The sequence below is a fragment of the Mucilaginibacter sp. 320_HR genome (assembly GCF_059691875.1).
In genome coordinates this window covers 240623-266746 of record NZ_JCAWAI010000002.1, presented here as the reverse complement: position 1 = coordinate 266746, position 26124 = coordinate 240623, and the positions used below count along the sequence as shown (strand labels likewise).

23 protein-coding genes are annotated in these 26124 nt (G+C 44.3%); 9 read left to right on the top strand and 14 right to left on the bottom strand.

Features of this window, described 5'->3' with window-relative positions; genetic code table 11:
- Nucleotides 1-14 precede the first annotated feature (14 nt).
- The 7 genes from AC59GT_RS06755 to AC59GT_RS06725 all read left to right on the top strand — a co-directional run bounded on the left by AC59GT_RS06755 (nucleotide 15) and on the right by AC59GT_RS06725 (nucleotide 7151).
- Nucleotides 15-2558, top strand: coding sequence for a DUF5686 and carboxypeptidase-like regulatory domain-containing protein (locus AC59GT_RS06755; RefSeq protein ID WP_497236915.1), 2544 nt, complete (start codon nucleotides 15-17; stop codon nucleotides 2556-2558).
- Between the two features lie 32 nt (nucleotides 2559-2590).
- Nucleotides 2591-3304 (top strand): CDP-alcohol phosphatidyltransferase family protein, encoded by a 714-nt coding sequence (locus tag AC59GT_RS06750; RefSeq protein WP_117381919.1) that lies wholly within the window; start codon nucleotides 2591-2593, stop codon nucleotides 3302-3304.
- Nucleotides 3301-3906, top strand: coding sequence for a DUF4833 domain-containing protein (locus tag AC59GT_RS06745; protein ID WP_497236914.1), 606 nt, complete (start codon nucleotides 3301-3303; stop codon nucleotides 3904-3906). Before AC59GT_RS06750 ends, AC59GT_RS06745 begins: the two co-directional genes overlap by 4 nt.
- A 6-nt stretch (nucleotides 3907-3912) precedes the next feature.
- Nucleotides 3913-4539, top strand: a complete 627-nt coding sequence (locus tag AC59GT_RS06740) for a sterol desaturase family protein (protein WP_497236913.1) — start codon at nucleotides 3913-3915, stop codon at nucleotides 4537-4539.
- Nucleotides 4532-5470 (top strand): phosphatase PAP2 family protein, encoded by a 939-nt coding sequence (locus AC59GT_RS06735; protein WP_497236912.1) that lies wholly within the window; start codon nucleotides 4532-4534, stop codon nucleotides 5468-5470. The genes AC59GT_RS06740 and AC59GT_RS06735 overlap by 8 nt, the downstream gene beginning before the upstream one ends.
- Before the next feature lie 221 nt (nucleotides 5471-5691).
- Complete coding sequence (locus AC59GT_RS06730; RefSeq protein WP_497236911.1) at nucleotides 5692-6465, top strand: hypothetical protein; 774 nt, start codon at nucleotides 5692-5694, stop codon at nucleotides 6463-6465.
- Between the two features lie 110 nt (nucleotides 6466-6575).
- Complete coding sequence (locus AC59GT_RS06725; RefSeq protein WP_497236910.1) at nucleotides 6576-7151, top strand: CAP domain-containing protein; 576 nt, start codon at nucleotides 6576-6578, stop codon at nucleotides 7149-7151.
- On the opposite strand, the gene AC59GT_RS06720 is transcribed toward AC59GT_RS06725, so the two are convergent.
- From AC59GT_RS06720 to AC59GT_RS06705, 4 genes are all read right to left on the bottom strand, one after another.
- Nucleotides 7148-7399: a DUF1456 family protein gene (locus tag AC59GT_RS06720; RefSeq protein ID WP_497236909.1), complete on the bottom strand. Its 252-nt coding sequence runs from the start codon at nucleotides 7397-7399 to the stop codon at nucleotides 7148-7150. The two genes, AC59GT_RS06725 and AC59GT_RS06720, sit on opposite strands and share 4 nt — an antisense overlap.
- 1 nt (nucleotide 7400) lies before the next feature.
- Entirely contained in the window at nucleotides 7401-8636 is a 1236-nt protein-coding gene (gene fabF / locus AC59GT_RS06715) for a beta-ketoacyl-ACP synthase II (protein WP_497236908.1), read from the bottom strand.
- 66 nt (nucleotides 8637-8702) lie between these two features.
- A complete protein-coding gene (locus AC59GT_RS06710) occupies nucleotides 8703-9380 on the bottom strand; it encodes a pseudouridine synthase (RefSeq protein ID WP_497236907.1) in 678 nt (225 codons plus the stop codon).
- Nucleotides 9380-10207 carry an MBL fold metallo-hydrolase gene (locus AC59GT_RS06705; RefSeq protein WP_497236906.1) on the bottom strand — a complete coding sequence of 276 codons (828 nt, stop codon included), beginning with the start codon at nucleotides 10205-10207 and terminating at the stop codon, nucleotides 9380-9382. The genes AC59GT_RS06710 and AC59GT_RS06705 overlap by 1 nt, the downstream gene beginning before the upstream one ends.
- A 114-nt stretch (nucleotides 10208-10321) precedes the next feature.
- Between AC59GT_RS06705 and AC59GT_RS06700 the strand changes: the two genes are divergently transcribed.
- A complete protein-coding gene (locus AC59GT_RS06700; RefSeq protein ID WP_497236905.1) occupies nucleotides 10322-14170 on the top strand; it encodes a putative Ig domain-containing protein in 3849 nt (1282 codons plus the stop codon).
- Between the two features lie 79 nt (nucleotides 14171-14249).
- Here AC59GT_RS06700 and AC59GT_RS06695 read toward each other — a convergent pair whose 3' ends face one another.
- Both AC59GT_RS06695 and AC59GT_RS06690 read right to left on the bottom strand, forming a co-directional pair.
- Nucleotides 14250-16649, bottom strand: coding sequence for a M1 family metallopeptidase (locus AC59GT_RS06695; protein ID WP_497236904.1), 2400 nt, complete (start codon nucleotides 16647-16649; stop codon nucleotides 14250-14252).
- Nucleotides 16650-16673: 24 nt separating this feature from the next.
- A complete protein-coding gene (locus tag AC59GT_RS06690; protein ID WP_497236903.1) occupies nucleotides 16674-17255 on the bottom strand; it encodes a HupE/UreJ family protein in 582 nt (193 codons plus the stop codon).
- A 113-nt stretch (nucleotides 17256-17368) separates the two neighbouring features.
- Here AC59GT_RS06690 and AC59GT_RS06685 point away from each other — a divergent pair, with 113 nt between their 5' ends.
- Entirely contained in the window at nucleotides 17369-17848 is a 480-nt protein-coding gene (locus AC59GT_RS06685) for a DUF6702 family protein (protein ID WP_497236902.1), read from the top strand.
- 7 nt (nucleotides 17849-17855) lie between these two features.
- Here AC59GT_RS06685 and AC59GT_RS06680 read toward each other — a convergent pair whose 3' ends face one another.
- The 8 genes from AC59GT_RS06680 to ppk1 form a co-directional block, all read right to left on the bottom strand.
- A complete protein-coding gene (locus tag AC59GT_RS06680) occupies nucleotides 17856-18209 on the bottom strand; it encodes a cupin domain-containing protein (RefSeq protein ID WP_497236901.1) in 354 nt (117 codons plus the stop codon).
- Between the two features lie 3 nt (nucleotides 18210-18212).
- The gene (locus AC59GT_RS06675) at nucleotides 18213-18500 is read right to left on the bottom strand and encodes a GNAT family N-acetyltransferase (RefSeq protein ID WP_497236900.1); all 288 of its coding nucleotides are present in this window, start codon (nucleotides 18498-18500) and stop codon (nucleotides 18213-18215) included.
- A 64-nt stretch (nucleotides 18501-18564) separates the two neighbouring features.
- Entirely contained in the window at nucleotides 18565-19188 is a 624-nt protein-coding gene (locus AC59GT_RS06670; RefSeq protein WP_497236899.1) for an alpha/beta hydrolase, read from the bottom strand.
- 2 nt (nucleotides 19189-19190) lie between these two features.
- Nucleotides 19191-20126: a ring-cleaving dioxygenase gene (locus AC59GT_RS06665; RefSeq protein WP_497236898.1), complete on the bottom strand. Its 936-nt coding sequence runs from the start codon at nucleotides 20124-20126 to the stop codon at nucleotides 19191-19193.
- Between the two features lie 49 nt (nucleotides 20127-20175).
- A complete protein-coding gene (locus AC59GT_RS06660; RefSeq protein ID WP_497236897.1) occupies nucleotides 20176-20355 on the bottom strand; it encodes a hypothetical protein in 180 nt (59 codons plus the stop codon).
- A 171-nt stretch (nucleotides 20356-20526) separates the two neighbouring features.
- Nucleotides 20527-23115 carry a BamA/TamA family outer membrane protein gene (locus AC59GT_RS06655; RefSeq protein ID WP_497236896.1) on the bottom strand — a complete coding sequence of 863 codons (2589 nt, stop codon included), beginning with the start codon at nucleotides 23113-23115 and terminating at the stop codon, nucleotides 20527-20529.
- Nucleotides 23116-23177: 62 nt separating this feature from the next.
- A complete protein-coding gene (locus AC59GT_RS06650) occupies nucleotides 23178-24071 on the bottom strand; it encodes an SdiA-regulated domain-containing protein (protein ID WP_497236895.1) in 894 nt (297 codons plus the stop codon).
- 10 nt (nucleotides 24072-24081) lie between these two features.
- Nucleotides 24082-26118 (bottom strand): polyphosphate kinase 1, encoded by a 2037-nt coding sequence (gene ppk1 / locus AC59GT_RS06645; RefSeq protein WP_497236894.1) that lies wholly within the window; start codon nucleotides 26116-26118, stop codon nucleotides 24082-24084.
- Nucleotides 26119-26124 lie beyond the last annotated feature (6 nt).

Here is a 26124-nt window from a genome sequence, read left to right as displayed (position 1 = left end):
CAGCAAGTTTATAAATGAATAATAAGATCAATACCAAGTATTTACTGCTAATACTATTCTTGTTTGTAAGCTCAGCGTTATCTGCTCAAACCATTGTCACCGGCACTGTTACCGATGCCGGGAATAAACAACCGCTTCCGTTTGTAACCGTTACTTTCCCGGGTAGCACAATAGGTGTTAACACAAATGACCAGGGCCAGTTTTCTATAAGATCTTCTCAGCCGTATACTCAACTTAAAGCCAGTTACCTTGGCTATAAGGATGCCATACTTCAGGTTACGCCGGGCAAGCAGCAGGTGATTAACATCCGCATGTTTCCGTCTGCGAAATCGCTTACTGAAGTTACAGTAAAAGGGAAAAAGAACGCCCGGTACACCAATAAAGAGAATCCTGCGGTAGAACTAATACGCAAGGTTATTGCTAATAAAGATAGGAACCGGCCCGAAGCTTACAATTTTGTAGAATATAAACAATACGATAAGATGCAGTTCTCGCTCAGCAACTTGTCAGAAAAGATAACAGAGCGTAAATTCTTTAAGAAGTATAACTTCCTTTTCGAGAATAAAGACAGCGTAAGCTATCCTGGCAAATCGTTACTGCCTATTTACCTGGTAGAAAAGCTATCTCAGGTATACTATCGCAAAAGCCCGGAGATTAAAAAGGAAGTACCTTTGGGAGAAAAGAGCGTAAACTTCGGCCCTGCAGTTGATAACGAAGGCGTGGGTCAATACTTTAAGCACCTATATGCAGATGTTGATATTTATGCTAACAGCTCCTACCTGCTAGGACGACAGTTCCTGAGCCCTATTGCTGATGCTGCTCCATCTTACTACAAGTTCTTCATCACAGATACAATTACAACTGCCGACAACAAGAAACTGGTACAGCTAAGCTTTACGCCACGTAATACCAACGACATCTTGTTTGAAGGTGATATATATATTACGCTTGACGGCAATTATGCTGTACAAAAGGCAGCTCTCACCATCAACAAAAACATTAATGTGAACTTTGTTCGCATGATGCATGTCGACCTTAGCTTTGAGGCCAATCCAGACGGTCGTTATCACCTAAGCCGGAGCAACACTTTTGCGGATTTTGGTATCACACAAAAGCGCAAAAGCGGGCTTTTTGGCGTTCGCACCGTTACGTTTGCTAACTATGTTGTAAACAAACAGGAGCCTGAATTTATGTACGCCCCAAATATGGAGGTAAACGACGATGTGAAGCACCGAAGCGAAGAATTCTGGCGCGAGAACAGGCTGGATACACTTACCACAGCAGAATCAAAGGTGTATAAAAATATCGACAGCCTTACCCACATGCCATCCTTTCGCCGTACTGCCGACCTAGTTACCCTTTTATTGGCAGGATATAAAGGTTTTGGGAAATTCGAAGTGGGACCTGCAAGTACGTTTTATAGCTTCAACCCCATAGAAGGTTTCAGGCTGCGTGTTGGTGGCCGTACTACAACAGAGCTAAGCAAACGTTATTATTTTGAAGGATATGGTGCGTACGGTTTCAAAGACGAACGCTGGAAGTACTTTCTAGCGGCAACATACTCGCTTAACAGTAAAAGCATTTACCGTTTCCCGCAAAACTACCTGCGTGTAAGTTATCAGCGTGATACCAAAATACCTGGCCAGGAGCTGCAGTTTATACAGGAAGATAACGTATTGTTATCCTTTAAACGCGGCACCAATGATAAGTACTTGTATAACGATCAGTTTAAAATTGATTACGTGCGCGAGTTTGAAAACCACTTTTCTTATAAACTCGGTTATCGTAACTGGGTGCAAACACCTACAGGTACGTTGTTCCCGTTTGTTGATAACAGCAATAATATCATTTACCACCTTACCACGTCAGAGGTATCTGCAGGCATCCGCTTTGCACCAAATGAGCAATACTACCAGGGTAAAATGTTCCGCACACCTATTATTAACAAATATCCAATTGTATCGCTCGACTTTACAGCAGGTTTAAAGAACTTTTTAGGCGGAGAATATAATTACCAGGACATAAAGGCAAGATTTGATAAACGCTTTTATATAGCTCCATTTGGATTTTCAGACGTAACTGTTGAAGGTTCACGGATATTTGGCAATGTACCCTATCCGTTATTAAATATTCATAGGGCAAATCAAACCTTTGCCTATGTTATCGACTCTTATAACCTGATGAACTTTCTTGAATTTGTAAGCGACAGGTCAGCAAGTGTAAATATCGACCAGCATTTCGGTGGTTTCTTTTTTAATAAAGTACCTTTGCTAAAACGTTTAAAGCTGCGCGAAACAGCATCTTTCAAGGCACTATGGGGAGGAATAAGCACGCAAAATAACCCGGCCACCAATCCGGATACTTTTCAGTTCCCGGTTAACGCTGCGGGTGCGCCTATTACCTACACACTTGGCAATACTCCTTATATGGAAGCCAGTGTTGGTGTAGAAAATATTTTCAAGTTTATCAGGCTTGACGTTGTAAAAAGACTATCGTACCTGGACCACCCGGATATTGCGAAGATTGGCTTAAGGGTCAAAATCAAGTTCGATTTTTAATTATTGTTGAATTTTTTTATTTTTATTATATAATGGAACAGCAAACATCAATACGCACCAGTTTACAGCTGGGGATATACAAGATTATTGATCCGTTTGTTAAGCTGCTGATTAAACTGGGCTTAACACCAAATGCGGTTACATCAATTGGTTTTGTATTGAACGTAGGCGTTGCGGCCATCTTCATTATTGGAGCTGAGGACGGAAACCGGGGGGATTTTACTTATGTAGGATGGGCAGGTGCCCTTATCCTTTTTGCAGGATTATTTGACATGCTGGACGGACAGGTTGCACGTTTGGGTAATATGAAATCTGTGTTTGGCGCTTTATACGACTCGGTGCTTGACCGTTATAGCGAACTTATTATGTTCCTGGGCATATGTTACTACCTGGTGGCCCACCATTACTTTCTGAGCTCTATATTCGCGTTTATAGCGCTTATAGGGTCTATGATGGTGAGTTACGTAAGAGCGCGTGCAGAAGGCCTTGGGGTAGAATCAAAAGGTGGCTTAATGCAGCGTCCCGAACGTGTTATCACTATAGGTGTTTTCGCTATAGCTTGTGGCATTACATCATCATACATTGGTGGCGATTATAAGCTGTTTGTACCCGGAATCCGCTTCCATGTATTTGAAACCATGTCGGTTTTCACCTTTCCTATTGCAATACTTGCTGTATTAACAAATTTTACTGCCTTTAAGAGGTTAGTAGACGCCAAAAAGGCGTTGTCAGAGAACGAGCAATGATCTGGTACAAAAGTTTAAGATTACCGTTACTTTTAGTAGGGTTAGTTATTTGCGCAACACGTACACAGGCGACAAGTATTACCGCCCCGGACAGTCGTTTAAGGCTGAACAATGCTTACGAAGGCGACAAGCCGATTGTTTTTCCAGCACCTCCTGCAGACCTCAGCAGGTTGTTCTACGTACAGCGTATGCCTAACACCAACACGCTGATATACGAGCTTAACATTGACAAGAAAACAGGCAAGCCCGACGAGGATGCACCGGTACACCCCTACTGGATACGTTATGCAGATAAAGGGCAGAAAGAAGAGCTGAACTATGTACAACGCAAGTTTGCTTATGGGCTGGTGCAGAAAAAAGCCGGTGAAGACAAGTATGATATCAGGTTTGTGTCATACAAAAAATTTCCGCTTACCCTTATGAAGGGTGCTGACGGAAAATATCATATCTTCGCAACTGTTGCGCAAAAGTTAATGGCGCTTAGTTATATATTTATTAAAATAGAGGGAGGTTCTTTCTGGTTGCCCAATATTGTGTATGTGGAGATGAGGGGCAACGACCCGGTAACCGGAAAAGAAATTACAGAACGTTTTAAACCCTGATGTTTTATGGCAAGGAATTTTGTTTCTAACTCGCAAGAATCCGTAAGGATGTTCAAAAGCGACCTTTTAGAAGGGTTGTCTAAAGTGCACTACTTTGTGCCGATTATAATTTTTGTACCTGTTATATTGGTTTGCAGCTATTTTGCCTACACAAACAACATTGGTGTTGGTAACTACATATGGTTGTTTTTAGCAGGCTTATTCATATGGACGCTTACCGAATATGTTATGCACCGCTTTGTGTTTCACTTTGTACCAAAGGCGCCCTGGGCACTACGCCTGCATTTTATATTCCACGGTGTACATCATGATTACCCCAGCGACGCAAAGCGTTTGGTAATGCCGCCTTCTGCCAGCATACCTTTGGCTACCGCTTTTTACCTGTTGTTTAATGCTTTACTGCCTACCAATTACATTTTTGGCTTTTTCCCTGGCTTTATCCTGGGCTACCTTGCTTATGATATATCGCACTACGCTATACATCATTTCAACTTTAAAGGAAGCTTTTGGAAGAGGATTAAACAACACCATATGCTGCACCATTACCAGGATCCAACCAAAGGTTACGGTGTGAGCTCTCCCCTTTGGGATAAAGTGTTCAATTCAGATTTTATCAAAAAGCAGAATGGCTGATGCTGTTAATGGCAGCATCCGTATCAATCTTAAAAGTGTAAGTGTTGTAACGGGGCTGTCGGTTTTATACCTGATTATCTCCTATTTTCTGGTCGGCTTCAAAAGCGATCAGTTGGTGCTTATAGGCATCTTCAATGTACTTTTTTATGCATCCGTAGTTACCCGTAAATTCATCCTGGGTTTTACTATCTTCATTGTCTATTGGATCATCTTCGATTATATGAAGGCGTTTCCAAACTACAATTATAATCCTGTAGCTATTGATGACCTGTACAACGCAGAAAAAAGTTTGTTTGGCATTTACGTTGACGGTAAACTGTTAACTCCAAACGAATACTTTTTGATCAGGAGTACATCTTTCATAGATGTAATGGCCGGTCTTTTTTACCTGTGTTGGATACCGGTTCCTCTTGGTTTTGCAACCTACTTGTTCTTTAAAAATAAGCAGCAATTTTTATACTTTTCTCTCACGTTTGTTGTGGTAAACTTGCTGGGCTTTGTGGTGTACTATACCTACCCTGCTGCACCACCCTGGTATATACAGGCACATGGTTTTAACTTCCACCCTTTAACTCGTGGTAGCACAGCCGGATTGGACCGTTTTGACAAGTACTTCAACGTAAATGTGTTTAAATCCATTTACTCCAAAGGGTCTAATGTTTTTGCGGCAATGCCGTCGTTACATTCATCATACCCAGTTATAGTGCTTTATTACGGCATAAAGAACAAGCTTGGTCTGGCAAATATTTTCTTCTTCATAGTCACAGTAGGTATTTGGTTTACAGCTGTATATGCCAGTCACCACTACGTATTGGATGTACTCGCCGGCATTATATGCGCAATACTGGGTATAATACTATTTAATTTAATTCTCTCTTCTTCTAAGCTTATCAAAAGGTCACTTGATCGTTACGAAAAGATCATCCAGTAGGCTATATTCACAATTGTGAATAGTATTGTGTACAATTATTTAATAGTATTTACATTAAGCATACTGTTGATAAATATAATTTATGCACTTTTACCTGCAAATCAGCGGGTTATATCATCCATACCTCAGATTGCAAGCGCCGGATGAACTTAGAAGCTTGTTACGCTTATTCGGGCATGCAATTTGAATAACAATGGTGTATGTATGATATCTGCAACCAGATGAAAAAACTATTTATCCTTACCGTACTTCTATTTGCCGTATCCAGCCTAAAAGCAGCGCAGCATAGTGATCTTGACAGTTTGAAACAAAAGCTGCAATTAATTGCCTATGATTCACTAAAAGCTCCTGTATATACCGAAATAGCTAACGAGTATTTAAAATATGATACGATAACCAACCGCGGTATGAGGTTGAGATATCAAAACGAAGCTATAAACTACAGCATGATGGCTTTGCACTTGTACAGCCGTTATGACGACACATTAGGGTTGCGTACCGCATTCGAAGCGCTATCCAAGGTATACACATCACAGCGTAAGTTTGCACAGGCCAAATGGTTTATCCTGCAAAGCAACAGTATTTCCAGATTAAGGAACGACACTACAAACATCATCTCGTCTCTTGTAAAGTTGGCCAACATAAAAATGCTTATTAAAGATTATAAGCTGGCAATGCGCGACCTCAACGAAGCGCTTGGTATGTCAATAAAGATCCGCACACCGCAAATGGAAGCCCTTGTACAAAAGAATTACGGATTTCTGTACAACAGAATGAAGGACTATGAAAAAGGCACCATTGCCATGAAGCGTGCAGATGATATACTTGACAGCATCAAAAAAGATGAAGAAGCTAAACTGACTGCGCTGCAAGTAGCACCTGATACCTCTGCTAATAAGAAAGTAAAGCCGATAACGAAAAAAAAACTACTCGCATCGTCCACAAAGAAAGCAGTTCGCAAAGCTCCGGTCAAAAAATTGGTAGCATCTTTATAGTCTTTTCTATCATTGTTATCCTTGTTGTAATATTTAGCTACAGAAAAAGGAATACATAATCAGCTGTTCTAAACTAAACCATAAAAGTTTCACGTTGTCCTATATACGTGATGAGAAGATACATTTTAGGTTTAACTTTATTAGCCATTGTGGTAATAGTAAGCAGTTTTGCATACCAGCAAGAAGATAATGGCTATGACAACTTTAAACAGGATTTTTTACGCCTGATAAATGAGACAAGGCAAAAAGGGTGTAATTGCGGTAACACGTACTACCCGCCTGCAGCGCCGTTGGTGTGGAACGACAACCTGGAGAAAGCGGCAGAAGACCATGCTAAAGACATGTCTAAACGCGGCTATTTTAGTCACACCAGTAAAGATGGCCGTAGCATGGAGGACCGCATAGTATTTGCTGGGTACTACTTTAAAGGATTTAAAAGCTTTATGATCGGTGAGAACATTGCTTTTGGTCAGACCAGTATTGATGAAGTAATGGCTGGCTGGTTTAAAAGTGAAGGCCATTGCAAAAACCTGATGAATCCGGGCTTTCACGAAGTTGGTGTTGCCGAAGTAAACAAGTACTGGGTACAGGACTTCGGCGGTCGCGAATCATTTTCTGCCGAACAGCAAAAGCTTATTAAACAAGGAAAATACAGGCTGATACAAAAAGACGTAAGCAGCCACTAATTCTCTTGCGCTGGCTTCTCGCGTTTGTCTGGCATCGGGCCGCGTTTGTAAATAACCAGTCCGTTTAGGAAGTTACGTAACAGCTGATCTTTACAAGGCATAAAATTTGGATGATCATCGGCACGGAAGATGGCGCTTAGCTCTGTCTTAGTCGTCCTGAAGTTTACTAGCTTTAAAATTTCAATAATGTCGTCATCGCGTAGCTGAAGCGCTACGCGGAGTTTTTTCATTACTTCATTATTGCTCATGCTATATCTTTTTAAATACTACCACACCGTTGTGGCCACCGAAGCCAAATGTATTGCTTAATGCCGCATTTACCTTCTTATTTATAGACTCACCCGTAACAATATGAAGATCCTGCGGTATTTGCGGATCAATGGTTTTTGTGTTAATGGTTGCAGGTATAATACCGTCGGTAATTACTTTTACGCTAATTATAGCCTCTACTGCACCAGCTGCCCCTAACAGGTGCCCCGTAACAGATTTTGTTGCGCTTACCATAACATCGTGTCCGTCAAAAACAGATTTAATTGCTTTAGCTTCGCTGATATCACCAACAGGTGTAGACGTAGCGTGCGCATTAACAAAGCCGATATCTGTCGTATTTATACCCGCATCTTCCATCGCCAGATGCATAGCACGTATTGCCCCTTTACCTTCCGGGTGTGTTGCCGTAATGTGGTAGGCATCAGAGGTCATAGCTGCACCGCCCACTTCTGCATAGATGTGCGCCCCGCGGGCTTTTGCATGCTCGTACTCTTCCAACACTAATATACCAGCCCCCTCGCCCATTACAAAACCATCACGCTCAATATCAAACGGGCGCGCTGCTTTTGTAGGGTCATCATTACGGGTAGACAGCGCTTTTAGTGAATTATAACCGCCGATTGACGCCTCTGAAATAGGCGCATCAGAGCCCCCGGTAATGATGATTTTCGCCTTACCCCACTTAATGTAGTTAAAAGCATCCATTATAGCTGTATTTGCACTGGCGCAAGCCGAGGCAGCCGAAAAATTAACCCCCATAAAGCCGTGCTTGATGGATATTAGTCCGGCAGCCATATTCACCAATGTTTTAGGAATAAAGAAGGGGTTAAAGTGTGGTTCGTAACCCTTCTCGGCAAATTCGCGGTATTGGTGTTCAAAGGTGTCCATACCACCCTGAGCCGTTCCAAATATCACGCCTATATCAAACGGCGACATGGTGCTTACATCTACACCTGCATCCTTTATAGCCTGATCGGCTGCAATAAGCGCATACTGTGTGTAAAGGTCACTTCGCTTTATCTCATTGCGGTCAAGGTAGTTTGCAGCGTTAAACTCAGGTATCTGGGTAGCAAAACGTGTCTTAAACTTTTCGGTATTAAACCGGGTAATCGGTATAGCAGGGCTCCTGCCTTCAACAATAGTGTTCCAAAATCCGGCGATGTCGGTGCCGCAGGCAGAGAAAACGCCCATGCCGGTAACTACAACTCTTTTCATTAACAATAATAGGCTCTAGATAGCCGATGCAAAAGTAACACAGTATTTGAGTATTTGTTATTTTTTTTACCAGCCCATTAACGCCATTGCAGCGGTAAACTCCGGCTGGAGCGGCGCTTCTATTGTAAGGGTTGTTCCGCTTGCAGGATGTGTGAAGTTTAACTCCTTTGCATGCAGCAGCATGGTGTCCATATCCCAGCGCTCCTTAAACAACTTGTTTTGTTTGTTGCAGCCATGTGTGCGGTCGCCAATTATAGGATGGAAGATGTGAGCAAAATGCTTCCTTAACTGATGCATGCGTCCGGTTTGAGGTTGCGCTTCTACCAGCGAATAGCGGGAGGTGGCATGCTTGCCAAGTGGTACATCTAATTCCGCATATTTCAGTGTTTTATAATATGTTATGGCATCCTGCAAAGTACCGTTCTCTTTTTTCAGCGGGTAATCTATCACACCCTCAACCGGAGCATAGCCTCTCACAACAGCCACATACCTTTTTTTAATATGGTTCTGCATAAAGGCCTGTTGCATATGTGTTTCCGTAGGTTTATCAAGGGCGAACAATAACACACCTCCGGTCTTTCGGTCTATACGGTGTGCAGGATACACCCGCTGCCCTATCTGGTCGCGTAATATTTGGATAGCAAACTCCGAAACGTCAGCAGCGATAGATGAACGGTGCACCAGCAGGCCATGTGGTTTGTTTACGGCAACGAGGTGCTCATCCTGATACAAAATATCCAGCATCAGCTTAAGGCGAACTGAAACTGACCGGTTACCTGATTAAGGTCGAAATGCCTTGTTGTACCGGTCGGGTCAATGCAAAAAACTTCACTTTCCACATTTCTTGATGCAACACTTACATGGGTGTTGCCTGCATGTGGCTTAAATAACTTTAAAGCACGCTCGGGGTCGTTATTATCTCTGGACAGGTGTGCTAATAACACGTGTGTCATGTAATGGGGGCGATGATCTATAAAAAGCTGCAGCGCTTGGGCATTACTCAAGTGCCCCTTCCCTCCTTTGATGCGGCGCTTGAGAAAGTAAGGGTACCTCCCGGCCTCCAGCATTTGCTCGTCATAGTTGGCTTCCAAAAAAGCCGCGTGGCATTGCGAGAAGTGGCGGACCAGATGTTCACAAGGTGCACCTATATCAGTAAATACCCCTATCCGGATGTCACCATCGCTTACCATAAAACTATGTGCATCTACAGCGTCATGATGTTTAGGAAAAGCTGTAACCTGCAACCTGCCAACCCATACCGGCGAATAAGCATTAAGATGTACACACAAACCCGGCGGTATCAATCCGCAGTAGGCTGATGTTGCTTCGGTAACGTAAACAGGCAGGTTGTACTTTTTGGACAGTACTTCAAGTCCGCGGATGTGATCTGAATGTTCGTGTGAAATAAAAATGGCCTTTACCCTTTGCATGGAAAGCCCGAGCCGGAGCATACGTTTTTCGGTTTCGCGGCAAGATATGCCTGCATCTACCAAAATGGCTTCGCTCTCGTTACCAACGTAATAGCAATTGCCGTTACTCCCCGAATTCAATGACGCAATATACACCGGCATAGGCGCAATTTACCACATTCGATTGATTGGCGAAAGTGCTGTTAATAAGTATTTTTCTTCTGAATTAAGTGGATGAACGTGGTGCAAAAAAGTTATTTTAGCGAACCAATATAAATGCATTTAGCACACATCATGATCAGAGTATTTACAAAGGCTTCAGTGCTGTTGTTTTTGTCGGTCATGTATAAGCTAAGTAATGCACAGGCGCCTGTTATAACCTATCAAACACCTCAAAGCTATACCGTAAACACCGCCATTACGCCGCTATTGCCTGGTAACAAAGGTGGTAATGTTCCTGCCGGCGGGCCGGGAACGGTGCAAAATTTTAGCGGAAGCGGCGACATAGGTAAAAACGATGGTGCAGCTGATGTCGCCTCCTTTAATGGTGCATATGGTGTTGCCGCCGACAGAAAAGGAACTTTGTTTGTTGCTGACTACTTTAACAATGTGATAAGAAAAGTATCGGCAAACGGTGATGTTATAACCTTTGCAGGAAGTGGGGTAGCCGGCATGCAAGATGGAGACAAAGCAACAGCACAGTTTGCTTACCCCAGGGCTACAGCGATTGATGATGCCGGGAATGTATACGTTGCCGACAACTTTTACGGTTTGGTACGAAAAATAACGCCCGCAGGTATCGTCATTACTCTGGCAGGTAATGGCACGAAAGGTTATCAGGATGGCCCCGGAGTTACGGCATCTTTCAACGAAATATCCGGCCTTGCGGTTGATACAAGAAACAACATATACGTCGCCGAAACAGAAGGTAACAGAATACGTAAAATTGACCAGTATGGCAATGTAACAACAATGGCTGGGAACGGCCTGAAAGGGTACACAAACGGCAACGGCAAAAACGCAGCGTTTAATTCTCCGATAGCGCTTGCTACAGACAAGTCTGACAATATCTATGTTGCGGACTATTTTAACGGCCTGATAAGGAAGATAACCCCTGCCGGCGATGTAACCACCCTTGCAGGCAATGGCACTCAAAATTCTGTTGATGGTGTTGGGTTATCAGCTTCTTTTAAATATCCGGTTGGAATAACCTGTGACCCTGCAGGAAATATCTACGTGGGCGAGCTTTTTGGAGGGATACGGAAGATTGCAACGGATCTGACGGTAAGCACCGTTGCCTCAACCTCAGAATGTTATCATATTAGTATAGGGCCTTCGGGGATTTTGTTTGTAGGGGGTGTCAGGCGGATATACCAGGTAAATCTATATGGTTACTTTATCAACAAACCATTGCCTCAAGGGCTTACTTTTAATTCTTCTTCTGGTGAAATTACAGGTACCCCAAAAGAAACGTCTGCTGCTGCAGATTACATTATTACAGCTGTAAATAAAGACGGTGCGAGCAGCACCACAGTTAAAATAGTAGTTAAAGACATTGACCTGCCACCTCCTGCCGAAGCTCCAAAAATAAGTTATCCAACACCTAAAATTTACATCCTGAATGCCGCTATAGCGCCGCTACAGCCAACAAACTCAGGCGGTGCCGTGCAGCCAAATGGCTATAGTGTTGACCAACCTTTACCTGCAGGGCTAAACTTAGACCCAAATACAGGCATTATAAGCGGTACACCAACTGCCGTTTCGCCGGCAACCATATATACGGTAACAGCAGTAAACGCTAGAGGGCCCAGCCAGGCTACAATCAACATTAAAGTTGCCAGTGAAATATTAAATATACCGGCAGCGCCCGCAATCTCCTACGATACACCGCAGAAGCTAATCCTCAATGCCGAAGTTACCTTGGCCCCATATAATACAGGGGGAAGTGTGGAACAATACTCTTATGGCTTGATAAGCAACTATGCGGGCAGCGGGAAGGCAGGGCGGGAGGACGGGCCTAAAGCAAATGCGCAATTTGATTCGCCCCTGAAAGTAACGTTTGACACGGCGGGCAATATGTACATTACCGATCGTAACAATTATTCTGTTAGAAAGATAACACCACAAGGCATCGTGAGCACAGTAGTTGGCCCCGGGATCAACACTTTTTTAAATGGCCTATCAGGTATTGTCACCGATAATCAGGGGAATGTGTACATCACCGATCAGGTCTCAGTGAAAAAGATTGACCCAAGCGGAAAAGTAATAACCCTGGCAGGCGGTGCTACCGCTGGTTATGTTGACGATACAGGCAGCAAAGCACGCTTCGACGGACTGGCCGATCTTGTGATTGACGAGAATAACAATCTTTACGTTGCGGACCTAAATAATTCCACTATCAGGAAAATAACACCACAGGGTATAGTAACCACACTTGCCGGTAACCGCTCACGGGGCAATGCAGATGGCATGGGCCCTACCGCAAAATTTAACTCACCGCAGGGATTATTTTACAAAGGTGGCAGCCTTTACGTAGCAGATTATGTTACCATTAGGAAAGTTACCCTGGCAGGAGAGGTTACAACACTAGCGGGTAACGGCAACAGCGGTGTAACAAACGGGCCTGCATCATCAGCTACTTTCGGCAATGCCGTAAGCATTGGGATAAACGAATTCGGAGATATATACATTCTTGATATAGGCAACAATGTTCTTAACGAGGGTAATGCCATTTTACGAAGAATAGATAAAAACAACATTGTATCAACGGTACATATAGTAAACGCAAGCGGCAATGAAGTGTACCTATCCGGCCCAAACTCTATAACCTTTTCTGCCGACGGCCTTATTTATATGCCTTCGTCTAATAATGTTATACAATCATTGTCGTTCGACAGGTTTACAATTGATAAGCCCCTGCCGCAAGGGTTAATTTTTAATAAGCTCACAGGTGTAATATCGGGTAAGCCCACTGTCCTCAGCCCGGCTGCAGACTATCACATAACTGCCTATAACTCCGGCGGTAGTTCTACAACTACCCTCAATCTAAAAGTGGTGATAAGCGAGGTAAAGCAACCATCTGTTATAACTTTCCCCGAGCCTACGACGCCTTTGGTATGGGACAAGAATTACAACTATGATCCGGAGGTTAAGAGTACCCAGAATGAAACTCCTGTCACGCTGAAAAGCAGCGACGAAAGTATAGTGACGATAAATAACGACAATAAATTACACATCATCAACATTGGTGAAGTAACCATTACAGCCACACAAGAAGGCAGCGACAACTATTTGCCAGCCCAGCCGGTTGCCAGGCAAGTAGTAGTAAAAAAAGCAGCACCGATGCTTACCATTGCTAATTTAGCAGACAAAACTACGTGTAGTGAAGATTTTACGCTAATTGCAACAAGCCTTAATAGCCAAACACCCGTTATATACAACAGCAGCAATCCGTTAGTTGCTACCATTTCTCCAAACGGATTGGTACAGATTCTTTCGGCAGGCAACACTACATTAAGTGCTTATCAGGATGCCTCTGCACTATACAATGCAGCACCTGTGGTGGAAAAGCAATTGGTTGTTGGTACAGGAAGCACCCTACCCGGGCCAAAAGTTACAATAACATCACCTGCAGCAATTTACGAAAACCAAAGCGTCACCTTTAATGCAAGTGTTACCGGTGAGGTAAGTAATTATGATTGGATGGTAAATGGCTTGTCCGTAAACAATAATGCTTCAAAGTTTACAACCAACACCCTTCAAAACGGTGACCGCGTGAGCTGTGTTGTTACGTTTACAAACAGATGTATTGTTCCGTCTACAGGTGGGCCGGTTATAGTAGCAGTATTACCCACTCCAACAACTATATCGATACCTAACACCTTCACGCCAAATGGCGACGGCATAAACGATGTATGGCGCATCCCGGCTCTTGTATCGTATCCAAATTGCCTGGTAAGTATTTTTAACCGGAACGGAACTCAGATCATGTCATCTAACGGGTACAACAAGCCGTGGGATGGCACCTACAACGGGAAGCCGTTACCTGCAGGAGTATACTACTACGTTATTGATACAAGGGACAAGCAGCCTGTGCTAACTGGCGACGTAACTATCATTAAATAATACCTGCTTCTCTCTAAGCGCATTTAAACAACAAAGGCCCGGTTTTTTCCGGGCCTTTGTTGTTTAATATCAGCAGACGTTATTTTCCTGCCTGCATTGGGCTTACACCTGTAGATTGACCTCTAACTGGCGCGCCATTTGCCATTTTCTGCTTAAACAGCTGAAACTTTGTTGGCTCAGGCAATTTACCCCAGTAATTGTTGCTTTCATCAATGTCTGCTGTCTCACGCATTGGGTCCAGCTTAATTGAGGTTACTTCTTTGTCCTGTATGTAGAACTTGGTAACAGTCTTCTCGTTTAAACGCCAAACCTGTGCCGGCATACGGTCGATCAATTTAGTACCATCCTTAAAGGTGAACTCAACTATAATCGGCATTACCAAACCACCTTTATTGGTGAAGGTTAATTCGTAGAACCACTTGCTGCCATATTTGGCTTTGTCTTCCGCAGTCATGGCTTCGGTAGCAAACGTTGGAGGAGTTTGCGCTTTTACAAGTGAGTTAAACTTAGCTGTATCTACTGATGCCATTCCCCTGTCGTATTTCCAGTAGAAATCATGAGTCGCGGTATCAATGTCTGTTTGGAATTTAATGGTTTTGTCCTCGCGGTTACGCACTTTAGAAATGTCCTCGAATGAATTCACAGCAGGAGCTGCAACTCTAGGCGCAATGCGGTTGCCACCACCTTGTGCTTTGTATTCATCCTTCAGATCACCTCTGGCAACCTTAACTGAGTCAAGAGAAATGTCTACGGGATCAGTTCCGTAGAACCAGCCTCTCCAGAACCAATCCAAATCCTCGCCACTGGCATCTTCCATTGTGCGGAACAGATCTGCAGGTGTAGGGTGTTTAAACTCCCAGCGTTTAGCATATTCCCTGAAAGCATGATCGAACAATTTACGGCCCATGATGCTTTCGCGGAGAATGTTCAGGGCAGTGGCAGGCTTGCTATATGCATTTGGACCAAAGCGAACAATGTTCTCAGAGTTAGTCATTACCGGCTCCAGTTCGTTCTTGTTCAGCTTCATGTAATCAACAATGGTGTACGCAGCACCTTTTTTGCTTGGAAATTTGTTGTCCCAAAGCTCTTCTGTAAGGTATTCAACAAAAGAGTTCAAGCCCTCGTCCATCCATGTCCATTGGCGCTCATCGCTGTTGATAATCATCGGGAAGAAGTTGTGACCAACCTCGTGGATGATAACACCTATCATACCGTTCTTAGTGGCTTCGCTATAAGTTCCGTCTTTTTCTGTGCGGCCATAGTTAAAGCAGATCATCGGGTACTCCATACCGTTTGATGCTTCTACAGATTGTGCGACTGGGTAAGGATAGTTGATACTGAACTTAGAGTAGCTTTTAATAGTATGCGCAACCAGCCTTGTAGAATATTTGCTGTACAGGTTGTAAGCCTCTTTCCCGTAATAGCTCATGCACATCACGTTCTTTCCGGCTACGTTCTGATTCATGCCGTCCCAAACGAATTTACGTGATGATCCCCATGCAAAGTCGCGTACGTTGTTCGCCTGGAATACCCAGGTTTTCTTAGCTGTAGCAGGCGCTTTCTCTGCCTTTTTTGCGTCGGCAAGGGTGACGATCTCCACAGGCACGTTTGATGTTTTTGCTTTGTTGTAACGGGCAAGTTTATCTGCGCTTAATACCGCGCTGTAGTTAACGCACTCGCCGGTAGCACCAATCACGTGATCGGCAGGAACAGTAAGCTGCACACGGAAGTTACCGAAAGTCAGTGCAAACTCGCCACGGCCAGTGAACTGGTGGTTTTGCCAGCCCTGGAAGTCACTGTATACGCAAAGGCGCGGGTACCACTGTGTCATGGTGAAAAGGTAGTTGCCATCCTCAGGGAAGTATTCGTAACCACCACGGCCGCCAACCGTCATACGGTCGGTTATCTTATAAGTCCAGTCGATATTGAAGATAAACTGCGCACCTGGTTTTAATGGTGTAGGCAGGTCTATACGCATCATTGTTTTGTTGATGGTGTAGCTTAACTTTTTGCCGGTTGCATCGGTTAGTTTGGTAATCATATCACCCAAACCATTATCAGCAGTGCCATTGCGGCCTTCTACCCTGTCAATGTTCTGGATGGTAGAATTCTTCGGCATACCCGAGCTGCTCTGGTAATTAGCGTTATTTAGCGTGCTATGCTCGTTCTCGTCCAACTGAAGCCAGATATAATCCAAAGGATCCGGCGAGTTGTTAAAGTAGGTAATGGTTTCGCTGCCTTTTAACTGCAGGTTCTTTTCGTCGAGTTCGGCCTTAATGTTGTAATCGGCGCGCTGCTGCCAGTACTTAACGCCGGGGGCGCCGCTGGCAGTACGCTGCTCATTTGAGGTTGGCAAAATAGTGCCCAACTGCTCAAATTTGTTACCGTGGTTGCTGCCGGGGTTATTCTGGATGTCTTGCGCCCAGACCGCTCCGGAAGTAGCTGCGGTAAATAATAGTGCGGTAAATATTCGCTTCATATTGCTTTTTGGTGTTTGTGTTGTTCAGTTTAATGGGAGCCGTTCTACAGCCATTTTAACGGCGAGTGCAAATACTCCCGAAGATAAAAAAAATATCCAGTCGCGGCGCGGCACTTTAAGCATATTGATGAATAGCTGTGACAGTAAAAGTATTACAGCTACTACTACAATCTGCCCGGCCTCCAGCCCTATGTTAAAGCCAAATAGCCCCATCCCTACCGATTGATCCTGGGCGAGCATAATACGAATAGAATTGGCAAAACCCATCCCGTGTATAAGCCCGAAACCCAACGCCAGGTAATAGTTTATACGTGCGCTCCTGCCCTGTTTATCTAACTGAAATATATTGTTCAGCGCGGTAATAAAGATGGTGCATGGTATCAAAAACTCCACCCATTTGCTGCTGAAACGAATAATGTCTAGAACGCTAAGTGCAAGGGTAAGGCTGTGCCCAATGGTGAAAGCGGTTACAAGTATAAGTACCTGCTTGATATCTTTAAAGGTAAATACAGCTGCAAGCGCAAGGATGAACAACTGGTGATCGAGCGCGTCCAGACTGATTATATGCTGCCACCCTAACGAGAAATAAAAAACCAGATCAGACATCACAATAATCAGGGGTTGAAAGCGTAAATTTAGCAGGTTTTAATAATTAATAAAACTTGTGCTTAAAGATGATTGCTATTCTGTTTAAACCGCTACTATATTGTTACATTTTTTTGAATTCGCTATCGGCAGATAAACCTGCTGCAGTTGCATTTCACCCGCTGCACGTAAGCACAAGCGACATTAGCTATAACGCTAAAGACGGGCAAATGGAGGTGATCTGCACCATATTTACAGATGATTTTGAAACAGTGCTGGAGAAGCAATTTAAAACGAAGGTTGACCTGAGCAAACCGGAGATGCATACTGCTATGGATGCTTTGGTGAAGGGCTATATAGCATCGCATCTGCAGGTTAAAGCAGGCAATGCAAACGTGGGATTAAATTATATTGGTTTTGAGATAAACCGGGAAGCTGTTAACGTGTATCTGGAATCAGCCAAGATTGCTACTCCTAAAAAAATTGAGGCGGATGTAACCATCCTGCAAAGCTTGTATAACGATCAGCTTAATATTGTACACATGACAGTAGCCGGCACACGCAAAAGCGCCAGGTTAGATAACCCGGCGCGAAAGATTGCTCAGGAGTTTTAAACCCTCACTAAACCAATATAAATAAGGAGCGGCGAGGCTTCGGCTCAATGTTGCTGCTGCGGTGCCCTTTGCCGGTTGTATCTTCCATCAGCAATATCTCTCCCGGCTGAAATGTCCTTTTCTCACCCAAGGACGTTTCAATCTCTACACCGCCATCCAGCAGTACCACGTATTGTTTTGCGGGGGCATTATGCAGATCGTTATAACCTGCAGGCACCTCTCTGAAAACAAGTTTGCTAACGCTCAATCCTTGTGAAAGAAAACCAATTGGTCCGCCATCAGTCAAAGGATAGCTGATCTCACCGAAACGACTATCGCCATTTTCGTCAGCGTACACCCGGGTTACTTTAAATTCTTTCATTAGTTAGGCTGCCAATATCCTGTCCCACTCGGGGTGCTTTTGTAAGAACGCCTGCACGTAGCTGCAAAGCGGCACTAGCGTAAGATGATGTTGTTCTATATACTCGAATGCTTTAGCTACCAAGGCCTCTGCTACACCCTGCCCCTGCAATTCTTTGGGCACTTCGGTATGTACCAGGTACATTTTATCGCCTTTCTGTTTGTAATCTATAAATGAGCGGTGCTCATCTACAAAAAGTTCAAAGTTGTGTAATGCGGTGTTATTGATCAGTTTAATATCGTCGTAGTTCATTATCTGCGTATTTTCTTAAAATTTCTGGCTGTCCATACCGCCAACAGCCACGCGATTAGTTTGTTCATGCGAAAATGATTTTGTTTGCAAGCTCAATCTCTTCATAGCTAATACTATGCGATTTGTTGTTGTAAACTTCTAAAGTAACAGCCGCATCCAGCACTTTTAGCACTTTTACACTCTCCTGTACACGCGTAAGCGGCACATGCGGGTCGGGGTTGCTGGTGGTTATCAAGACTGGCATGCCTATAAAGTCGCCTTTGTAGCTATCCATATTCAATTTTTCGCCTGCAAGGCCGCCGGTAAAGGCTACTGCACCGCCAAAAGGCTGCGCGTGTCGTGCCAGGTACTCCAGCGTTAAACAGGCTCCCTGTGAGAAACCCAAAAAGTAAATTTTATGCTGAGAAATACCATCTGCTAAAGCGGTATTTACAGCCTTGTTCACCATCTCCAATGCCGAATTAAGTGCCGGCTGGTTGTCTTCATCAGGTGCCATAAAGCTATATGGATACCAGCTGTTATTGGTGGCCTGTGGAGCATAAATGGCCATATTACCAACATTCAGGTTATTAGCAAGCCCGACAATGTTACCGGCAGAGCTCCCCCTGCCGTGTAACATGATCAAAGCACCCTTAGCATCTGCCGGCTTAACACCGGCCATCAAAATTTCTTTATCGTGTGTGTACATCTTTAAACTAATTTTGGTAACACCTTTTCAATATCGGCACGACGGCTTTCGTATTGTGCAGGTAACTTAAGGTTTGTACCTAATTCTTCTAATGACTCGTCTACTGCAAAGCCCGGATTATCAGTTGCTATCTCAAACAAAACGCCACCCGGTTCGCGGAAGTATAATGAGTAGAAATAGTTGCGGTCTATCTTCTCGGTAATGTGCAGGCCCAACGCGGCAATTTTGTCGCGGTATTGCATTAATACTTCATCGTTCTTAACTCTGAATGCCACATGGTGAACACTACCGCCGGCAACGTGCCCGGCTACCTCGCCGGCAACTTCTACCAGATCAACTATATTAGCGTTATCAACTGCATCAGTTACAAACCGGTAACGGTTAACATGCTCTTCCAGCAATTTGTAACCAAATACATTTGTAAGTATATCGGCTGTAGGTTTCATTTTGTTGGTGGTAATCGTTATACCGTGAAAGCCTTTAGTTGCATTTTCAGCTTTTACCTCGTCAGTTTCCCATGGTAAGCGATCGTCAGCGTTTTTGGATGCCACCAGCTCAAACTTCAATCCATCCGGATCTAAGAAAGTCAAATATTGCTCGCCAAACTTCTCGGCAGGTTTGTTAAAGATGACGTTGTGTTTTTCGAAACGTTTCAACCAGAAATCAAAGCTGCCTTCGGGTACAGAGTAACCTATCTCTGTTACCTGCCTGGCCCCTCTTCTTCCGGTTTGTATACCTTCCCAAGGAAAAAAGGTCAAAATGCTGCCTGGAGTACCCTGCTCGTCACCGTAGTAAAAATGGTACGTGTTAGGGTCATCAAAGTTAACGGTCTTCTTAACCATCCTTAATCCCAATACATTAGTATAAAAATTATAATTACGTTTGGCGTTTCCTGCTATCGCAGTGATGTGGTGTATGCCGTTTATTGTATTTTCCATGATGTTGTTTGTTTAATATGTTAGTGGTTTGTGTTTTTTGTAACTGAAATTAACATGCCTGCATATAGCATGGGAACTGATGATTATTTGTCTCACTTTCCCTATGACTATCCTTCAAAAAGCTGATTCCTGCTTTTATGTATAATGGCACTATTGCCAGCACTGCCGCTATCTGGAGGGGTTTAGCATCCGGAAGCATTAAGGCAATGATGTTTGATATTAATTTCATGTTGTTTGTTTTGATACTTCAAATGTCGGTACAAACTGCAAAATCTCACTTAACCTACCTTAAAGCGAAAAGTTAATGTAGGTTAAGAGTAGTACACAAAACACTCCAAACGAAAAGCCCGCAAGGCTTACCTGGTAAACGTTGCGGGCTATATACCATAAAATGGTTTTATCAGAGCCTGAAGTTAAAAGAGATATAAGGATACCAGCCTTCATTAGAGTGGCCCACCAGAGCCTGCACAACAACAAGTGCTGCCGGCGAGAAATAGGCGCCGCCACCAACACCGGTGTGTATTTTGTCGGAGTCGTTGGTATTGTTGCCAGACCAGACACGACCGGCATCATAAAACCCGGTTAGTCCTAATTGTCCTGGTAAAATGTATCCTTTTATATTAGCCAGCTTAAGCCTTGCCTGCAGGTTGTTGTACACCATATGCTTGCCTGCGAACCTGTTTTGCAAGTAGCCTAGTAAATTACCCTGCCCGCCTAGGTACATGCCCTGGTAAAATGCCGGTTGGCCAATAGTAACACCGCCGCCTGTACGGTTAGCCAGGATTAACCTCCCGTTCGAGGTAAGCTTAGTATAAAAGGTAAACTCCGGGCGTATTTGCGCGTATGACTTTGAATAATTGTTTAAGCCTTTGTAACCGGTTACACTTACGGTGAAGTAGTAACCACCGCTTACAAATATGCCGCCCTTACGGTGATTATCGGTGTAGTTGAACGCGAGGCCCAGGTGCATCTTATCATTAGCAACAGTAAGGCTGTCATAAGAGTTCACCAGCAGCGGCTGCTGAATTAAGCGCCCCACATTATCCATAGGATCCATATGGTAATACTGGAATGACGGACCGATGCTTATGGTAGAGGTACTATCGTTTACACGCCAGCGCACTGCAGGATCAAACTGGTAAGTATCAAACCTGGTGCGATAAAAGGTGCGGTAATCGCCCACTTTAACCAGCGGGGTACCATTACCAAAACCAAAGAAGTTAAGCGTGTTATCAGGCGCTTGTATATAGGCCTTCATGGTTATATCGGCACTACCCAGCGCATCTATCCATTCGCCGCTGTACCTGATGCGGAACGCGTCGGTAGAGAAAGAGTGAGTAATCATTAACTGCTGTAAACTGGTATAAGGCAGTTTGCGGAACCCATCCTTCTTAAGGAACTGTACACCTGCACCAAACAAGAAACCATCATCACGGTTAAGTGCCGCCGTGGCAAGCGGCATCCATACGTTGTAAGGGAATGTTGGCACAAAACGTATGTTGTTGGTATCGCGTGATAAATGCTTGCTGAAAACACCCGCATCGCCTGTGAAGTTAAGGCTATCGGGCTTATCGTAAAGTTTTACCGAGCTTGAGGCCTTTATCCCTTCGTATGTTTTGGTACCGTGCCCGCCTATAAGCCTCAGTTTAACCGGGGTTGATGAGGTATTAACTACTACATGGTCGTCTCCGCCAGATACATAAAGCCTTACCTCTTCAGTAAACTCCGGCTTATAGTTCATTTCCATCAGTACGTCGCCGGTGCTGCCGTCCTTTTTTATTTTCTTGATGGTAACCAGCATACCTTTGTCCGGCCCGTCGGTAATGGTCACCAATTCATTCTTGTCGCTTGCCTGTATGTCTACCAGCCTGTAAATAAAGCGGTAGTATTCATCCATTGCTTTGGGGATAGCGTTACGGCGGTTCTTGAGTTTGGTAAGCAATTCATCATGCCTAAGCTTGTAGCTTTCTTTAGGGAGCAGGCGCAGCCCTTCTTCTAACACCGCGTCAGTTTCAGCCGCAACAAACTCGTTGGTGATGCGCATCCACTCATCGTAGCTCATCTGTGCATCTGTATAAGATTTAATGAAGCGAGTTTTGAACAACGAATATTTAACATGAGGTAGGCCGCCGCTAAAATCATCAATAGCCGGGTTTACATATGGCAGTGAAGCGATGCTCGGGAATAAGCCTTGTACCACGTGAAACACCTGATCCCGGTCGCGGGGGATGGCTTCATACATTTTGCCATCGCCCTTTTTTGTATCTGTCCAGCGCCACTGGTCTTCGTGCCGATCCCAGTCGCCAAGTAAAAGGTCGAGTAAACGCGCGCGGAGAAACTCCGGTCCATCAAAGTGGTTATCATTGTCTTCAATCAGCTTGTTTAACGCCTTTTCCGTATTGTCAGATTCGCCCAGCGGCTCCCTTTCCTCCAGCAAACAAACGGTATTTGCAAACTTTTTGCTAAACTCCCCAAGCGCGGGATCGTTCGCCACCATACCTATTATTGGATGAGTATGCGGAACATTAGCGGCTTTTGCCAGCGGCGGTACAATAAGTGCCGAGTAAGGGTGCTGTCCGCTAAGTGCATCATCCAGCCAGTCCACAGCAAAGGTACCCTGCAATTCTTTGGGGAGTAACTTATCAGGGGTTTTTTCTACGCTGCGCAAAGCATACTCGCGCCCATTTTTATCAACCAGCCTGAGTGATTTAGACTGCATGCCGCCACCCTCTTTAGTGGGTTTAAGACCGCCGTAAATTTGCGATATCCTGATGACAGGCAGCTTTACGGGCGCCGCCCAGTCTGTACGGTAATTTTCGCCAAAGAGCCAGCGGTGAATACCGGTTACATTGTTATATGATGGATGTACTTTAACAGTAATGCTGTCTTTAATTTGCGGATCTGGCAACGGCTTGTCGGCAGTTTTCTGCGCAACGGCGCTCGAAGCCGTCAACCCGAGGGCCGATAAGATAAGTAGGTGTTTAATCATTATAGTAGGGTCTAAGTATGGCAAAGCAAATGGCCTGCGCTATGTGCTTTAGTTTGATCGTATTATTTGAGATATTTAAAGAACAGTATGTTCCCGCTGCTTATTTCGTCTCCTTCGTTAGATATATATAAATTGCCTTCGCTATCGAAAGCTATGCCTTCTGGCTGCAGAAATCCCTTGTTCAACTTGTAAGAGGTTTTTATTTTCCAGCCGGCATCCGTAACAACCAACAGCTTGTTTACGGATGATACAATGTACCACTCTTTTGTGAGCGGGTTTCTTGCAAGCGCTGACGGGCGGAATTTTATCTTTTTGCCTTCTTCTTTGCTTATTTCCTTTACATTAATGTTAAACTCACCGGCTTTGGTGACCTTACCATCAGTACCGAGATCGAAGATAAAGCCTCCATCTTCTTTTAACGTCCTTTCGTCCTGACACTGTTTACATATGATGTACAGCTTTTTGGTGATGTTATCAAAGTGCATTCCTTCGTATTCACCTTCGGGCAAAAGGCCTTTAAATACTTGCTGGCCTGTAATTGTACCGGCTTCTACCTGTTGTAACGAAAATGTACGGATCTCGCCGTCGCTTCTGAGTATCACAGCCTGGCCATTGCCTATAGCTACATCTTCATAGTCGCCGTGTTTACCAAATTTAACACTTTTTGCGTCTTTATCACCGGGCTTCATGTAATAGATGTTGCCATCCTCATCCTGCTCGGCGTAAATACGGTTTTTGTCGCCGTTGTTAAAGGCTATACCAGAGATCTCGAGCAATTCGTTAGGCATATTGTAATCCACTCCGCTCGATAAATCGTATCCCGGCGGCGAAACCGGACCTTCGGTTTCTTCTTTATCTTTTTTCTTTTTATCTGTTCCCTTACCGTCGCCCTGGCTGCATGAGCCAATTGCAATGGCAACTACCAGTACGGGTAAAAATAATACTGACTTCTTCATGAGTCTTTGTTTATATCTTGCTATTAAGGTGATGATATATGGCTTCCTGCGAACGAACCATTTCAGTACCTGCAGATGGCTTTACATCATTTAAATTACTGTCTATTGATACCGCCTGTACATTATCATTCAGTTGGAGATTAATAAGATCGATTACCTGCTGTTTAACTGTTTCGTCAAGTACGGGGAAACACACCTCTATACGATTGTGAATGTTGCGGTTCATCCAATCCGCAGATCCCATATAAAGCTCAGGCATACCATTGTTCTCAAACAAAAACACACGGCCATGCTCCAGGTAGCGATCCACAATCCGGGTAACCGTAATATTCTCGCTGAAACCGCTTACACCTGGTATAAGCCGGCATATACTGCGTACGATAAGTTGCACCTTCACTCCTGCCTGTGAGGCTTTGTACAGCCGCTTGATCATATCCGCCTCCTCCAGGTTATTCATCTTGATGACGATGCCTGCAGGTAAACCGCTTTTAGCGTTGGCTATCTCGCGGTCTATCAACTCCAGAAAGCGGTCCTGCAGATTAAACTGAGCAACCAGCAAATGTTCGAATTTTATAAAGTTTTCTTTGGACGGCTTTTCTCTCTTTGCCAAAAAAATGAAGAGCAACTCCATCTCGCGCAGCAGCTTGTGGCTGGTGGTGAATAGAATGTGATCTGTGTAAAATCTTGCGGTGCCCTCGTTAAAATTACCGGTGGCCAGCAAACCGGAATATTGTGTACGATCGTTTTTACGGGTTTTCACCAGGGCTATCTTTGCATGTACCTTTAAAGCAGTAACACTGTAGATGATATCCACACCGGCGGCTTTCATTTTCTTGGCCCAACGGAGGTTGTTCGCCTCATCAAAACGGGCTTTTAGCTCCACTACTACACGCACCTTCTTACCATTTTTAGCTCCGCTGATAAGGGCATTGACGATGCGGGAGTTGCTTGCCACGCGATATAGCGTAACGCTTATTTCCTCTACATCGGGGTTGTTTGCCGCTTCGTTAAAAAAACGCAGCACCATGTCATAAGATTGGTAAGGCGTGCTCACCAGCAGATCTTTCTTTGAGATCACATCAATCAGCGGCTCTTCAGTGGAAACATCGGCGACGGCTGCTGCGGGCCATTTAGGGTAGGATAAATCACCGTCACTAATAGGTAGCGCATTAAAGTCCTTTAGATTATGGTACCGTCCGCCTTCTACAGCTGTGGGCTTATTAAGGTTTAAGAAATTACTTAGCGCATCTATAATACGCATAGGCATATCTGCCTGGTATAAAAACCGGGTAGCGTAACCCTGATCGCGTTTGGCGAGCTGCCGCTCTATCTGCTCAGATAAATCTCCTGGGTATTCATCTTTAATATCCAGCTCGGCATCGCGGGTGATCTTGAAGCTGTAACAATTTTTCACCTCCGCTTTGCGGAACAGCTTGTCCATGTTGGTGCGGATAACATCATCCAGGAAACAGATGTACTGTGTGCCATCAGCCTTAAGCGAGTAAAAGCGGGGCAAACTTTCAGACGGTACATTTAACAGCACCAGCTTCTCCTTACCTTCTTCTTCAAGTTCTACCAGGAAATAAAGCTTGTTGTTCTCCGGGAAAAAGCTGCCGCCATCTTTAAGGTACACCGGCTGCAGGAACGCAAGCACCTCCGCAAGAAAGTAACTGCTTACCTCCTGCTGCAGTTGCTGCGGTATTGGCTGATTATACAACAATTCTATCTTACGCTCCCTTAGCTGTGGTATAAGTTCCGTGGTGAGCAAATGGCCAAAATGGTTTTGCTGAGCCAGGATCATATCCGACGCTTGCTGCAACAGGTCTTCCTGCTTTTCGGCATCTATGTCGTTGCTTTTTTTCTCACCAATTTTGCGGAGCGCACGCAGCACCGGCATGCGCACCCGGTAAAACTCATCCAGATTGGATGAATATATCGCAAGGAACTTAATGCGCTCCAGCAAAGGCACAGCGGGGTTTGCCGCTTCTTCAAGCACGCGCCCGTTAAACTTGAGCCAGCTGAGATCGCGGTCGAAATACTTATGCATAGCTAA

Coding starts and splice junctions, on each gene's coding strand:
- AC59GT_RS06655 (WP_497236896.1), bottom strand. CDS start 23,115: ATGATTAAACACCTACTTATCTTATCGGCCCTCGGGTTGACGGCTTCG.
- AC59GT_RS06720 (WP_497236909.1), bottom strand. CDS start 7,399: ATGAGCAATAATGAAGTAATGAAAAAACTCCGCGTAGCGCTTCAGCTA.
- ppk1 (WP_497236894.1), bottom strand. CDS start 26,118: ATGCATAAGTATTTCGACCGCGATCTCAGCTGGCTCAAGTTTAACGGG.
- AC59GT_RS06660 (WP_497236897.1), bottom strand. CDS start 20,355: ATGAAATTAATATCAAACATCATTGCCTTAATGCTTCCGGATGCTAAA.
- AC59GT_RS06650 (WP_497236895.1), bottom strand. CDS start 24,071: ATGAAGAAGTCAGTATTATTTTTACCCGTACTGGTAGTTGCCATTGCA.
- fabF (WP_497236908.1), bottom strand. CDS start 8,636: ATGAAAAGAGTTGTAGTTACCGGCATGGGCGTTTTCTCTGCCTGCGGC.
- AC59GT_RS06675 (WP_497236900.1), bottom strand. CDS start 18,500: ATGAACTACGACGATATTAAACTGATCAATAACACCGCATTACACAAC.
- AC59GT_RS06725 (WP_497236910.1), top strand. CDS start 6,576: ATGAGAAGATACATTTTAGGTTTAACTTTATTAGCCATTGTGGTAATA.
- AC59GT_RS06695 (WP_497236904.1), bottom strand. CDS start 16,649: ATGAAGCGAATATTTACCGCACTATTATTTACCGCAGCTACTTCCGGA.
- AC59GT_RS06690 (WP_497236903.1), bottom strand. CDS start 17,255: ATGTCTGATCTGGTTTTTTATTTCTCGTTAGGGTGGCAGCATATAATC.
- AC59GT_RS06740 (WP_497236913.1), top strand. CDS start 3,913: ATGGCAAGGAATTTTGTTTCTAACTCGCAAGAATCCGTAAGGATGTTC.
- AC59GT_RS06755 (WP_497236915.1), top strand. CDS start 15: ATGAATAATAAGATCAATACCAAGTATTTACTGCTAATACTATTCTTG.
- AC59GT_RS06730 (WP_497236911.1), top strand. CDS start 5,692: ATGAAAAAACTATTTATCCTTACCGTACTTCTATTTGCCGTATCCAGC.
- AC59GT_RS06705 (WP_497236906.1), bottom strand. CDS start 10,207: ATGCCGGTGTATATTGCGTCATTGAATTCGGGGAGTAACGGCAATTGC.
- AC59GT_RS06700 (WP_497236905.1), top strand. CDS start 10,322: ATGCATTTAGCACACATCATGATCAGAGTATTTACAAAGGCTTCAGTG.
- AC59GT_RS06680 (WP_497236901.1), bottom strand. CDS start 18,209: ATGAAAGAATTTAAAGTAACCCGGGTGTACGCTGACGAAAATGGCGAT.
- AC59GT_RS06665 (WP_497236898.1), bottom strand. CDS start 20,126: ATGGAAAATACAATAAACGGCATACACCACATCACTGCGATAGCAGGA.
- AC59GT_RS06735 (WP_497236912.1), top strand. CDS start 4,532: ATGGCTGATGCTGTTAATGGCAGCATCCGTATCAATCTTAAAAGTGTA.
- AC59GT_RS06710 (WP_497236907.1), bottom strand. CDS start 9,380: ATGCTGGATATTTTGTATCAGGATGAGCACCTCGTTGCCGTAAACAAA.
- AC59GT_RS06750 (WP_117381919.1), top strand. CDS start 2,591: ATGGAACAGCAAACATCAATACGCACCAGTTTACAGCTGGGGATATAC.
- AC59GT_RS06745 (WP_497236914.1), top strand. CDS start 3,301: ATGATCTGGTACAAAAGTTTAAGATTACCGTTACTTTTAGTAGGGTTA.
- AC59GT_RS06670 (WP_497236899.1), bottom strand. CDS start 19,188: ATGTACACACACGATAAAGAAATTTTGATGGCCGGTGTTAAGCCGGCA.